This window comes from Ruegeria sp. CG4, assembly GCF_056537185.1.
In genome coordinates, this window is record NZ_JBQFRB010000006.1 from 157891 (window position 1) to 171427 (window position 13537).

Below are 13537 nucleotides of genomic sequence, written 5' to 3' on the forward strand. Positions count from 1 at the left end.
GCGACAAAAACAGGCCGGGCCTGCCTTGGGCTCATGGTCACGCTGCACTGCCCTAGTCTGGATAGCGCTCTTTCGATTTGGCACCCTCTGGGGTCAGAGAATAAAGGGAAAGCGTGTGGTCCGCATTGCGCATGCGGTGCCGTAGCATCTGACGCCCAAGCCGGCCCAGATCCGACGCGAATTCCGGATCGTTCGCGACATTCTCAAGCTCACCCTTGCCGGCATGGTCAAAAAGGATCGGAGGTAGATCGGCGGCGAACTCAACCAGCGTGAACCGGTCCTCCCGAAGAATGCTCAGATTCGAGTCGCTGTTGCCGGTTCCCAATTGCTGCTGCCACAGAGTTGGCTTTTCAGGTTCTGAAAAATCAAGCTCACTGAACGAATACCTGCGCCAGTCGTCGGGAACATCACCCTTCAGCAGCGGCACAAGCGAGCGTCCGTCCATCGAGTTCGGAACTGATTTGCCCACCCAGTCGAGAATGGTTGGGGTGACGTCCACAGATTCCGTCGGCACATCGACAACCGAACCCGCGCGGGCTGAATTCCCCGGCATCCTGATAATCAGGGGCGTATGATAGGCGGCATCAAACACCGTCATTTTGCCCCAGGTATGCCGGTCGCCCAGCATCTCGCCATGGTCGGCGGTGATCACCAGCAAAGTGTTCTCATATTGCCCGCTTTCCTTCAGGTACTGGATTACACGGCCGACGTGATGATCGACCTCGGTCGCAAGACCCAGATAGACGGAACGCAGTGTTTGAACGTTTTCCTGTGTCGGTTCAATTTCCCCCATGCCCTTTACAAAGCCGGTGGCCGTTTGGGATTGCATCGAAGGGGCAAAAAACGGGTGCAGCGCCGCTTCGGCCTGCTGGTCCGGGAACCCGGCAGGAAAAGGCAACTCGGCAGGATCGTACATGTCATTATACGGCGCAGGTGCAACAAGCGGCGGGTGCGGCCGGATATAGGTCAGATGGGCGAACCAGCTCTGTTTGTGGTACGCGGCGATACCATTCAGAAAAGCGTCCGTCAGAAAGGCCGTGTCACTGTCTTCGGCCCGGTACAACGCGGGGTCGTTCAGTTTCGGCGTGCTGCCAGTTGGTGATACGGGCTTGTAGACATCCCAGTAATCGTCGAATGAATAGCCCTTTTGCATCAGATGAGATTGCCAGGGAAAAGATTCCTCGAGCCGCATTTCGACCACCTCGTGAAACCCCTGCATCGGGTACTCATACGACTTGAGCGACGGGTCGTTGGAATCAAACACGCGCGGATCTGCTGACGTGTCGGTGTAGCCGAACAACATGGGCAGATATCCGGCCTTGCGCATCTCGGTCGCGACATTGGGAATGTCGTGGCGCAGTGGCGTTCCGTTGCGGACAGAGCGGTGGTTCATCGCGTACTGACCGGTCAGTATCGAAGCCCGGGACGGGCCACACGGGTTGGTCACCGAGAAGTGGCGCGTAAAGGTGACCGCATCGCTCATGAACGCGCGCAAATTGGGCAGATCCACATGGTTCGCCAATGCGCCGGTTAGGCAATCTGCACGCAGTTGGTCGATGATTATGAATAAGACGTTTCCTGCCTGTGACATGTCCGCAATCCTGTTTAGCCACGCTTCTGTCTGGCGCGGACTTTGTCTTGGTTCCGACGCTCGTGCAACACGTTGACAGATTTTTTCAGAGCGAAGCCCGTCAAAAACGAAGCCGAGAGAAAAAGGCCGCTTTTCAAGGGGCAGAGCGGACGCTATGGCTCAGACATGACGGATTTGATTTCGCTTTACGAGGCCCGCATTGCCGATGGCAGCCTGATCAGGGATGACGCGCAGGAGGCCGTTCTGCCACAGTTCGAGCGTATTCGCGCCACCCTAGCCGAACCTGTCAAACGCGGTTTCTTCCGAAAAGCCCCGCCCGCCCCCAAAGGCCTTTACCTGTGGGGTGGCGTCGGGCGCGGCAAGTCCATGCTGATGGACATGTTTGTGGATGCGCTGGAGGATATTCCTGCACGGCGCGTGCACTTCCATGCTTTTATGCAGGAAATTCACGCGGGTATGCACAAGGCTCGAAAGGAAGGGGTCGAGGACGCGCTGGCACCCGTTGCCGAGGCAGTGGTCAAATCAGTCCGATTGCTGGCCTTTGACGAAATGCAGATCACGGACATAACGGACGCGATGATCGTGGGCCGCCTGTTCGATCTTTTGCATGCAGGCGGGGTGGTCGTGATCACTACGTCGAACAGGCACCCGGATGAGCTGTACAAGAACGGGCTGAACCGACAGCTGTTTTTGCCATTCATCGCGCAAATCAAGGAACAGCTTGAAGTCTGGGAGCTGATCTCGCCCACCGACTATCGACAAAACCGACTGGCGGGTGAGCCTGTGTATTTTACGCCGATCGGGCCCGAGGCCCGGCAGAATATCCGGGCGGTTTGGAATGACCTGTCGGGAGGCGCAGCGGAGCCGCTGGTGTTGAAAGTGAACGGCCGGGCCGTTGAACTTCCGGCCTTTCGCAATGGCGTAGCGAGGGCCAGCTTCTATGATTTGTGCGGACGTATGCTGGGCCCGGCAGACTATCTGGCCATTGCGGAAGCGGTGAAAGTGCTGGTTCTGGAAGACGTTCCGCGCCTGTCCCGCAACAACTTCAACGAAGCCAAGCGGTTTGTCACTTTGATTGACGCCCTTTACGAGGCCCGGGTCCGGCTGATCTGCTCGGCGGCGGCCGAGCCCGAGATGTTGTATGTCGAAGGTGAAGGAACGTTTGAATTCGAGCGCACCGCTTCGCGCCTGCGGGAAATGCAGGATCAGGACTGGGGGAAATAGGAGGCTCTGCCCCCTCGCCCCAGCGCGCTCCGAGGTTTTCCAAACAGAAAAACAACTAGCCGTTTTCGCGCAGGATGTTGCCCGCCAGATAGAGCGAGCCACAGATCAGAACACGCGCTTGTGGATCTTTGTCCGTGATTGCTGTCAGGGCTGCCGCGACGTTTTCCGCTGTTGAAGCTGGCAGGCCGACCCTTGCGGCTGCAGCCGCAGTGTCGTCAGCGCTGAGCGTGTTGGCCTCGCCGGGAATGGATACGGCGGTTAGGCTTTCGGCCTGATCGGCAAGCGGCGCCAGATAACCAGTGACGTCCTTGGTGTTCAGCATGCCGCAGATCATGTGTGTCGGGCGTTTGGGCAGTTTCGCCAGAACGTCGGCCAACGCCACGCCAGCAGCAGCGTTGTGGCCCCCGTCGAGCCACAGTTCAGCGAGCGGAGCCTGTTCTGTCAGTGGCCCTGTTTTCAGGCGCTGCATGCGTGCTGGCCATTCGGCTTTGGTCGCGGCGGCCTCATAGGCGTCATCGCCCATTTGCAGATGGCGCAGAACCGCCAGCGCTGCGCCCGCGTTTTGAATTTGGTGCGCGCCCAGCAGATTGGGAAGCGGCAGATCGCGCAATCCTGTTTCGTCCTGATAGATCAGGCGTCCGTTTTCTTCGTTTACGTGCCAGTGTTGGCCATTAACAAGCAGTGGCGCACCCAGTCGCGCGGCGGTGTATTCAATGACCTCGAGCGCCTCGTCTTCTTGCGGGCCCACGATACAGGTCACTCCGGGCTTGATGATGCCGGCCTTTTCGGCTGCAATTTTGCCCAATGTGTCGCCAAGGAACTGTTCGTGGTCAATCGAAACCGGCGTGATGACTGTAACCGCAGGCTGTTCCACGACGTTGGTTGCATCCAGGCGGCCACCCAGCCCGACTTCAAGGAGCGTATAGTCAGCTTGCGTGCGGGCGAAAGCCAGCAGGGCCGCACAGGTGGTGATTTCGAAATAGGTGATATTCTCACCATTGTTTGCGGCGTAACACTCGTCCAGAACCGCCGTAAGGTCAGGCTCCGAGATCAGCTCTCCCGCCAGTCGGATTCGCTCGTGAAAGCGGGCCAGGTGGGGGGATGTGTATGCGTGAGCTGTCAGCCCGGCCCCTTCGATCCCTGCGCGGATCATGGCTTGCGTCGAACCTTTGCCGTTGGTTCCGGCAATATGGATGACCGGCGGCAATCGGTTTTGCGGGTGGTCCAGAGCTGCCAGCAAGCGCCACACACGATCCAGAGTCAGATCGATGATCTTGGGATGCAGCGCCATCATCCGATCAAGGATGACGTCGGATGTCGGGGTCGTCATTTCTCGCCTGCGCCCTCGGTCGAAGCTTCGACCGGTGCTTCTTCCGGCTCTGGTGCGGGAAGGTCACCTTTGACAGCTGGCGGCAGGCCCATCAGCATTCGGGTGATGGTGATCAGTTCATCGCGCATTTCGGTGCGTTTTGTCACACGGTCAAGCATCCCGTGATCCAGCAGATATTCAGCGCGTTGGAATCCTTCGGGCAGTTTCTCGCGGATGGTCTGTTCGATCACGCGCGGTCCGGCAAAGCAGATCAGCGCGTTCGGCTCCGAGATATGCACATCACCCAGCATCGCATAAGACGCGGTGACGCCGCCGGTGGTCGGGTGGGTCAGCACCACGATATAGGGCAGGTTCGCCTCTTTCAGCATTTCCACCGCGACCGTGGTACGGGGCATCTGCATGAGGCTCAGGATGCCTTCCTGCATTCGCGCGCCACCGGCAGCCGAAAACAGGATAAGCGGGCGTTTGAGTTTCACGGCCTCCTGCGCGGCTGCGATGATGGCGTTGCCGACATACATGCCCATCGATCCGCCCATGAACGAAAAATCCTGCGCCGCAGCTACAACTGGCGTGCGGCCGATTTCACCGCTCACGACAAGCATCGCCTCTTTCTCGCCGGTCTTCTTCTGGGCCGCTTTCATGCGGTCGGGATATTTCTTTTGATCCCGGAAATGCAGCGGATCGTCCTTCGGCGCGGGGACTTCGACCTCGGTGAAAATACCGCCATCAAACAGATGCTTAAACCGCTCTCGCGGCGTGATTGCCATGTGGTGATCACATTGCGTGCAGACATTCTGGTTGTCGGCCAGTTCGCGGTGAAACAGCATGGTTCCGCACTCATCGCATTTGTGCCACAGGTTTTCGGGCACTTCCCTGCGCGAGAAGATCGAGTTGATCCGGGGGCGGACGTAGTTTGTGATCCAGTTCATGTCGGAACCTTGCTGATGCGGTTTTGACGTCAAATAAGGCGCTACGTCAGGAAATGCAATCAGCGCCTCAGCGCAAGCCGTGCGGTTAGCCAGCAAACAACCATCATCACGAAATCCACATACAGCCAGTGTCGTATCACGTCTGTCTGGGACATGTCATAGGGCAGAAGGAACAAGGCAAGACCGCTGAGGTTGTCAGGGATCGAGAAAAACAGCAGCGCCACAACGTTGTTGAAAAAGTGCAGCGCAATAGCCGGACCAAGGGTACCCGACCGCGCGGTGAGATCGGCATTGATCAGGCCAAAAGCGCCGGCCCAGATTGCGATCAGAAGGGCGTTCTCTCCGGATGTGGCCGGCGCGTAGTGACCGGCCGCAAACAACAAGGCAGGCAGACCCATCCAAATCAGGCGTGACCGAAACCGCGCAGCCAGTGATTGCTGAATGTAGCCGCGAAACAGGATTTCCTCGGCGCTGGTTTGTATCAAAACCGCAGTCAGAGACAGCGGCAACAGCAGCAGCCACGTTTCGACAGCCAAATTGGGTTTGAACGGTGCACCCAGATTGTAAGGCGGCAGGATGAAGATCAACGCGGCCAGCAGCACCAATGCCAGAAGTACGCGCCAGAACTGGCGAACGCCCAGACGGCGGGGACCCAGGATGGCATGCAACGGGCGGTTTTGCATCGCCCCGGCGGCCAGTTTGACGCCCAACGTAATGAACCCGAAGCTCGACAACAGGATTAACAAAGCAGACGGTGTTGCCCCCGCCTGAAAGCCGGAAACCCACCGCGCGGTGCCGAGACTGAAAATCACGGAAGACAGGGTGAGGTTCAGGAAAACTGCAACACCACCAACAATCGCCAACCCGACCGTCAGCCGCCACAGTTCCGGTCTGTTACGTGCGTCGCGGACAAGCATCTCATGGGCTGCGTATGCCGTATGTGTCGTGATTTTAGGTTCCACTGGAACTGCCGGTATCGGTGAATATGTCCTCTGGGGTTTGCGCGGCGGCCACACGATCGGACACTGTCATCAGGTAGCCGGCAACGGTTTCAAGAAGTTGCACGGCGACATTAACGTCGCTCTCCACGACGGCGCGCAGCTCTCCGGCGCCGATCCTGAGAAAGGTACAATCCTGTGTTGCAACCAGATCGAATTGTCTGGCGTCTTTGGTGATAATCGAAAGGTCTCCGATCAATCGTCCCGGCTCGATGACCGAGATTACCCGCTTGAGACCCTTGCTGTCGTTCCATTCCAAATTGGCCTGACCGGAAATACACAGGTAGGCCGCGTCAGGTGCCTCGCCGCGGGCAAAGATGGTCTGCCCGGCTGCGGCCTCGTACCATTGTGCGGAAAACGCCAGCAAACGTTGGTTTCTGCCATCCAGCTTGGAGAACAACTCGGTCGAGGAGATGATCTTGAGCTTCCGGCTCAGGTCTGCCGTAGCGCCTTCTTCCGCTTCTGCTTGAGTTCTTGACACACCGTCAATACGGCCGTCCTTGATTTCGACGAACAGGTCATACGCTTCGGGATGAGCAAAATGATCTTCCATGAAGATCATGATTGAATCAGGCAGCAGCTCACGCAGTTTCAGGCGGGTGCGCAGTCGGCTTTCCGAATCGTGGCTGGCCAGCACCTTGTCCAGCACCAGAATGTCGGGGCGTTTGATGCCCGCCCGCGAAAACGCGGCACGCTCCTGAAAAACGGTCGGCAGGTTGTTTCCCCCCAGTCCGGACGGCAGATCGTAAATGATCGCGGCGGCGCGGCGGCGCAGCCCGGCTTCGTTCATAACTTCGGCAACTACATCTTCGATCTCGTCTTTTTTGGCCCCGGCCATGATCGAAATGCGTCCGTAAAGCGCATTCTCGATCACGGTCAGACGCGGAATGTAGAGATCCGGCGACACTGGCAGGAACATCCCCTGCATCGATTCCCGGATTCTTTCTGCCTGCGTCTTTCGAATCGTCAAAATTCTGTTCTTGTACTCGTCCGGAAAATTCGGACCAATCTGCTCGGCCGTAAGAAGGAAGGGCACGGTCATCAGCAGGGCTTTTTCTTTCTGACTGATCGCGGCATCACCCTTGGCTTTGCGACGGTCTTCGATGTCCAGCAGGCTGTGGAACATGTCGCGGGACAGGCCAAGGCGCAAAAACAGAGGGTGGTCCGTGCCATCCCGGCCAAATGCCTGAGTCAGCGTTTCCAGCACGGCACTGGAAATGCTCATGGCGTCATCGTCCAGGGCGTTCGCGCTGAGCATTGCCTGGAATCGATCATCTTCAGCAAGCGTTTCCGGAGAGATATCCTGCGACGGAGACGCGAACAGCAGGTTGCCGCCCAAAGGAACGGCGGGATTGAACTGATCCGGGTCGAATCTGAAGACATATCGGTCCAAGCCGCGCTCGCGCAGACGCTCGGCAACGATTCCGCGCAGATCAACAACGTCTTTTGCCAAAGCCGGATGCTGTTCCGGGTCGAACCGGGAGCGTAAAGTACGGCGGAACATGAACTCGTCGATCCCCATCGCCTCGACAAGCTGAAACCACCAGTCGCGAATGTCGTCAGCACTATCCAGCCCGGCCAGGCTGGGGTCGACCCATTCATCCGACAGGGAATCGGGGGGGTTTCCGGCCCGCACGGCCTCGATCTGACGACGCGAAGGGGCCTTTATCGCGTCCGACTGATGTTGCGGGCGGATCCGCAGGGGCATCAGCAGATTGTCCCCCAGTGTTCCATCGAACAGGTAGGGGCGTGAATAGGCATACCCAATTCGGGCGGCAATCACTGTTTGATGCAGCGAATTGAGATTGTGACCCGCCATAATCACGTCGCCTTGTACCGGCAGCAGCTCTCTTGTCAGCAGTTGAGCCAGCGCACCACGCTCGGCCGCTTGTGGCGACTGTATCGCCACCCGGGCACCCTTTGGGATTGTCAGGTCGATATCTTCAAGAATGGTCTTGCCGTCATCATCGCGGACCGTCACGTTCCGCAACTCGATGTCACCGGTCAGGTGCGGGATGGTTTCGGGTTCTCCGGAAAACAGTTCCTCGGGGATCATGTTGGCTGGGGCAAAACGCTCTATAACGATTTCCCAACGCAGCGACATGTCCTGCACCTGATTGTAGTAGGTCAGCAGATCCTTCCAAGGGCCACTCAGATCCTTGTAGGCCCCAAGTGCGGCGACCAGTGCGCCCACTGTCACCTCTCCCGTGATCGCAAGATAACCGCCGACAGAGTAGAACAGAAACGGCGTCATCTGCGTGATCAGGTTGTTGATAAACTTCATGAAAAATTTCTTGTTGTAGATCTTGAAGCGGATCTCGAACAAGATGCCGAGCCGATGGCTGAACTGCGCCAGCCGATAACGCCAGCCGCCATTGGTGCGCAGATCACTGATGCCCGCCGCACTCTCACCGATTTCCGAGCTTAGATGTCGAACCTGTTGAATTCTGTCCTTGTTCAGCAGGTTGATCTGGCGTTGCAGTTTCGGGATCAGCCAAGCCTGCAACGGGATGAGCGCGACACTGGCCAATCCGAACCAGACGCTTTGCATGAACAGAAATGTGACGATTGTCATCATCTGCCCGAATTGAAACACCGGTTGGGCAATCGCGTCGCCCATCAGCCCACCCATCGGTTCGGCCTCGGAGGTGATCATCGAAACCAATTCGCCCTGGCTGGTGGTGGCGAAATAGGATTTCGGGAACCGCATCGTTCGCTGGATCAGGGAAAAGCGAAGGCGGCGCAGCATACGCTCGGCCAGAACGCCTTTCATCGTGTTGATGCGCATCTTCATCAACCCGCTGGCAATCACCGTGGCCAGAAATGCAAAGCACAGGATCCAAAGGTATTGGATCTGCGTCACGGTATGGCCCCAGATCGTCACCGTGTCGGTGGGCGCCCCAATTGCATCGTTTATGATCTGTTTGGGTAACTCGAGCGAGGCATAGAGAAAGGGAAACGACAATACGGTCAGCAACAACAATACAAGCTGCTGTTTCTTCGAGTATTTCCAGATAAACGAAAACAGAGTGGGTTCCATGACCGCCCTTGTCCTGAGAAATTCGGATGTGCGCTGTTTGACGGATGTTCCACTGCGATCCGGTATCAGACGGTAAGCACTGCCCCGGTCTATTGCAAGAACGGGCGCGGCTTTGGCAGAAAGGTGCGGTTCTGTCCAGCCCGCCGCAGATCACATTTCCGGAAAATTAAGCGCTGAAATGCTGTAATTCGGGTTTAACCGCCACTTGGTCTTTGACTAAACAGGTACAACTTTGGACGATAGGATCATGGGCAGTTTTCTGGATCGCTATATGCATCGCAAGTCTCTGGGGCATTGGCGCCAAGCCGCAAAGGCTGCGACCGAAACGCCTGAGCCATTGCTGCGCAGGCAACGGGATGAGGCGCGCAAATTGCGGACACATCTTGACCTGTTGATCCAACAGGCCGACGGGCGGCTGGCCCGGCCACTGATTGGTTCGGTGCAGTTTCCCAAACCGCTTGGCACGGACTGGTCCTGGCGTCCGGATTTGTGGCGCGAGCCGCTGTCCAGGCACGGCGTCGCCTCGGCCCCGCGAAAAGCGCCGATGGACCGGCAGGTAACCCTGTTTCATGATTGCGAGCAGTCCGAAATCGGAATGCGCCAAATACGCAATCGCCGTGACAAGGACCTCGCCCCATTCAGCCTTGCGATCGAGGTGTTCGGGTTCACCGGTTCTTTCCTGTCCCTGTCGGTCGAGCTCCCACCGGACGCAGCGCAAGACCTGACGCGCCAACACCTGATGCGTGTCGACACGTTGGTCGAATGCGAGCGGAACGGAGACATATTCGCACGTCTCAACATTCAGCACGGCCCAAATACGGAACAAGTGTTGCGCAAACTTGACGAAAACCGAACCTCCAACGCAATGGACTTTGACCTTGCGCATCTGTCTTTGAACGAGAAACGTGTTGAAAAGATCTGGCTGGATCTGATCTTTGACGATCCTGGGATGAATCGGATCGTTTTGCGCGATTTGACGTTTTGCCGCCATTTCCGAGCTGACTTGTAAGGTGCTTGCCGCATGACCCTTCCCTCCCTCACATGCACACGGTTCGAAGACGGGCTTTGGCAAGGCCATCTGCAGGCCGAAACGGAACCCAAGATCGAAGTGCGCTATCTCGGTGAACCGCTGGAAAAGTTCAGCGTTTCACGCGCGGATGGCGGTTGGGATCTGAGTATTCAGTTGCCCATCTCTGCCCTTTCCGAAGGGGTGCACTGTTTTGTGATCGTCGACACCGCAACGACGAACAAACTGGGCGACATCACGGTGATCGCGGGCACTCCCGCTGCGGATAACCTGAGGGCTGAGGTGGAGCTTTTGCGCGCCGAACTGGACATGCTGAAACGCGCATTACGACGGATCTGCGGCAACGCGGAATAGGCCGGGCGTTCAGCCTGTCGTACCGGCTGGACCGTTAAACTGCTGTTTTCCTATCTTTTTTGACCGGCTTGATGCATTATCGGGACATCCGGAGCAACCTGGGTTTCTCAATGGACCGCAGTAGTATCATCAAGGTCATCGCCCTTATGGTGACCGCATTTGGGATCGGGATTGATTTTACCGGCGCTTTGATGCTGATCCCGGCCATCGAAAACAGCTTTGATGCCGACATTACAAGCACCCAGTGGGTGCTCAACATCTACGCCCTGTTTTTCGCCATGACCATGGTCGCCGGCGGGCGACTCGGCGACATGTACGGGCACCGAAAGATCATGATCATCGGTCTTTCGATCTTTCTGTTTTCTTCCATCCTATGCTTTGTCGCCCCCGGTCTGGACTACCTGATCGGAGCACGGGCCCTTCAAGGCATCGGAGCCGGATGTATCTGGCCCTGCACACTGGCCTTCGGCGCCACCAAAGTATCAAAGCCCGAGCATCGGGCCCTGGTTATGGGGCTGATCCTTGCAGGTGTAACCAGCGGCAATGTCTTCGGCCCAATGATCAGCGGCTTTGCCGTCGACCTTGGTGACTGGCGATTGTTCTTTCTGGCCAACGTCGTGTTTTCCTGCATTTCGATGGCGACAGCCCTGTTCTTGATGGAGCGTGAGACCAAACACAAACAAGGCGAACACATCGATTTTGCCGGAATGGGCATCCTGTCGTTCGCGGTCTTGCTGCTGCTGTACGCCCTGGATGTCGGTGCGGATTGGGGCTGGACTTCGGTTCCGCTGCTTCTTCTGTTTTTTGTCAGCGCAGTCCTGTTTCTTTTGTTCCCACGTGTCGAAAAACGCGTAAAGGAACCTTTGCTGCTGCCTCAGTTGATGCAGAACCGAGAATTTCTGATCACGCTGGGCCTGAACATGTTCAATGTGTCTGCGGCCTTTGTGGGTTTGCTGTATTTCCCGCAATACATGCAGAAAGTACTGGGCTGGACCGTTTTTCAATCGGCGCTTGGGCTGGCACCGCTGACTGTTCTATTGGCGGTCGGATCCATTGTTTCAGGAACGCTTTACAACGATTTCGGTCCAAAAAGGCTGATGTTCTGGGGCTACCTGATCGCGACAATTGGCGCAGTAACTGTTGTCGTCTTGCCGCAGGGCCTTGGCTATTTCCAAATTCTGCCAGGCATGGCGTTCATCGGATTGGGGGCGACGCTGACTGTCGGGCCGTCGGGAACGGCGGCAGTCTGCGCTGTAAAGCCCGAACGGGCGGGTCTTGTTGGCGGGCTGAGCTTCATGACCCACCTGGTCTACGGGGCCATTGCCGTCGCCTGCGCCACGGCAATCATGTATGTCACAAGCCTTGCCAGCCTGCGCGACAAACTGACAGCGGCCGGTGTCACACTGTCTGATGCTGAACTTCAGGCAATCAATGGCGGAACGCTGACCACCAAATCCGCGCAGGCAGTCATGCAGAAGCTCGGCGAAAGTGAAGTTGCGACGGTCAAAACCGCGATAGCCGGAGCATTCGATACCGGCATGAACATGGCATTTGTCTTTGCAGCGATTTCCGTGTCCGTCGGGATCGTACTTGCGCTGATGCTGGATGAAAGCAAGCTGCACAAAATAGAAAGCTGATCGCAGCCGATGAAAGATCTGTTCCGGTAACGAGGGCCGCCGAAACCGGCGGCCCAATTTATTTGTTACTGCGAAGGCCCGTTGGGGTTGAAGGCCGACAGGCCTTTCAGAATATCGATAGCATAGGCCAACTGATAGTCCTTTTCCCGCAACTCGGCAGTCGCTTCGGCACGGGCCCGGTCTTCTTCGATCTGGCGAACTTCATCCTCGCTCAGGCTGTCGTTGTTCAGGCTGCCACGCAGGTCGGCCTCGGACCGGGTGCGTGCATTGCCCTCTTCCTCTTCGGGTTCTGGGGCTGGGCGCGGTTGCTCGACGATGATGTCGGGGCTGACGCCAAGCGCCTGAATCGAGCGGCCCGAAGGCGTATAATAGCGTGATGTGGTCAAACGCATTGCACCGTCGCCGCGCAATGGCATGACTGTCTGGACCGAGCCTTTGCCAAAGCTCTTGGTGCCAACAACAATCGCACGGCGATGATCCTGAAGCGCCCCTGCCACAATTTCCGAGGCCGAGGCTGACCCGCCGTTGATCAGAACCACAATCGGTTTGCCTTCGGTCAGATCGCCTGCCGTTGCATTGAACCTTTCCCCTTCGCCCGGATCGCGGCCGCGGGTCGAAACGATTTCCCCTTCATTCAAAAAGGCGTCCGACACCTTGATCGCCTGTGTCAGCAAGCCGCCCGGATTGTTCCGCAAATCCAGCACTACGCCATTGACCTTATCGATCCCGCCGGCTTCTTCGATCTGCTCCTTCAATCCGGCTTCCAGATTGGGGTAGGTCTGATCATTGAATGTGGTCACACGCAGAACGACACTGGTGCCTTCGGTCCGTGCACGTACGGCGGTCAACTTGATGGTGTCGCGGATAATGGTGACGTCAAACGGTTCCTGCTCGCCTTCGCGCACCACCGTGATCACGATTTCCGAGCCGACCGGCCCGCGCATCAGATCCACCGCCTTGTCCAGCGTCAGGCCCAGAATGCTTTCACCATCAACGTGGGTGATGAAGTCGCCGGCTTCGATCCCCGCCTCGTCCGCGGGGGTATCATCGATGGGTGAGACGACTTTGACGAAGCCTTCTTCTTGTGTGACCTCAATCCCCAGCCCGCCGAATTCACCGCGTGTCTGCACGCGCATCTGTTCGGCGTCGTCAGGCGACAGGTAGCTGGAATGCGGATCCAGTGAGGTCAGCATTCCGTCAATGGCTGCCTCGATCAGCTCCTCCGGCTCGACTTCTTCGACATATTGGGCGCGGATACGTTCGAAAATGTCCCCGAACAGATCCAATTGCTCATACACGCTGGCCTTGCTTTCGGCCTCTTGCGCCAGCAAAGGTCCGGCAATCTGAGTGGTTGCGATAATGCCTGCCACAGTTCCGGCCAGACCGGCCATCACAAATCTCTTCATG

10 protein-coding genes are annotated in these 13537 nt (G+C 57.4%); 4 read left to right on the forward strand and 6 right to left on the reverse strand.

Going from position 1 to position 13537, the window contains the following annotated elements:
• Window positions 1-52: 52 nt before the first annotated feature.
• Entirely contained in the window at window positions 53-1591 is a 1539-nt protein-coding gene (locus ACR0J2_RS16235) for an alkaline phosphatase family protein (protein WP_480813227.1), read from the reverse strand.
• 165 nt (window positions 1592-1756) lie between these two features.
• On the opposite strand from ACR0J2_RS16235, the gene zapE reads away from it, so the two are divergent.
• The gene (gene zapE, locus ACR0J2_RS16240; protein ID WP_480813228.1) at window positions 1757-2815 is read left to right on the forward strand and encodes a cell division protein ZapE; all 1059 of its coding nucleotides are present in this window, start codon (window positions 1757-1759) and stop codon (window positions 2813-2815) included.
• Between the two features lie 55 nt (window positions 2816-2870).
• Here the strand turns inward: zapE and ACR0J2_RS16245 are convergent, their stop codons facing one another.
• Genes ACR0J2_RS16245 through ACR0J2_RS16260 form a run of 4 tightly spaced genes read right to left on the reverse strand, consistent with a single transcriptional unit; the run spans window position 2871 to window position 9112 of the window.
• On the reverse strand, window positions 2871-4145 hold the full coding sequence (locus ACR0J2_RS16245) for a bifunctional folylpolyglutamate synthase/dihydrofolate synthase (protein WP_480813229.1): 1275 nt from the start codon (window positions 4143-4145) through the stop codon (window positions 2871-2873).
• Window positions 4142-5074, reverse strand: coding sequence for an acetyl-CoA carboxylase, carboxyltransferase subunit beta (accD, locus tag ACR0J2_RS16250; protein ID WP_170614077.1), 933 nt, complete (start codon window positions 5072-5074; stop codon window positions 4142-4144). Before accD ends, ACR0J2_RS16245 begins: the two co-directional genes overlap by 4 nt.
• 59 nt (window positions 5075-5133) lie before the next feature.
• Window positions 5134-6036 carry a CPBP family intramembrane glutamic endopeptidase gene (locus tag ACR0J2_RS16255; RefSeq protein WP_480813230.1) on the reverse strand — a complete coding sequence of 301 codons (903 nt, stop codon included), beginning with the start codon at window positions 6034-6036 and terminating at the stop codon, window positions 5134-5136.
• Window positions 6026-9112, reverse strand: coding sequence for an ABC transporter transmembrane domain-containing protein (locus ACR0J2_RS16260; protein ID WP_480813231.1), 3087 nt, complete (start codon window positions 9110-9112; stop codon window positions 6026-6028). Before ACR0J2_RS16260 ends, ACR0J2_RS16255 begins: the two co-directional genes overlap by 11 nt.
• A gap of 247 nt (window positions 9113-9359) precedes the next feature.
• Here ACR0J2_RS16260 and ACR0J2_RS16265 point away from each other — a divergent pair, with 247 nt between their 5' ends.
• The 3 genes from ACR0J2_RS16265 (at window position 9360) to ACR0J2_RS16275 (ending at window position 12130) form a co-directional block, all read left to right on the forward strand.
• Entirely contained in the window at window positions 9360-10121 is a 762-nt protein-coding gene (locus ACR0J2_RS16265; protein ID WP_480813232.1) for a DUF6478 family protein, read from the forward strand.
• Between the two features lie 12 nt (window positions 10122-10133).
• The gene (locus ACR0J2_RS16270) at window positions 10134-10493 is read left to right on the forward strand and encodes a hypothetical protein (RefSeq protein WP_480813233.1); all 360 of its coding nucleotides are present in this window, start codon (window positions 10134-10136) and stop codon (window positions 10491-10493) included.
• 110 nt (window positions 10494-10603) lie between these two features.
• Window positions 10604-12130 (forward strand): MFS transporter, encoded by a 1527-nt coding sequence (locus tag ACR0J2_RS16275; protein WP_480813234.1) that lies wholly within the window; start codon window positions 10604-10606, stop codon window positions 12128-12130.
• A gap of 65 nt (window positions 12131-12195) precedes the next feature.
• Here ACR0J2_RS16275 and ACR0J2_RS16280 read toward each other — a convergent pair whose 3' ends face one another.
• Window positions 12196-13536 carry a S41 family peptidase gene (locus ACR0J2_RS16280; RefSeq protein WP_480813235.1) on the reverse strand — a complete coding sequence of 447 codons (1341 nt, stop codon included), beginning with the start codon at window positions 13534-13536 and terminating at the stop codon, window positions 12196-12198.
• Between the last annotated feature and the right edge of the window lies 1 nt (window position 13537).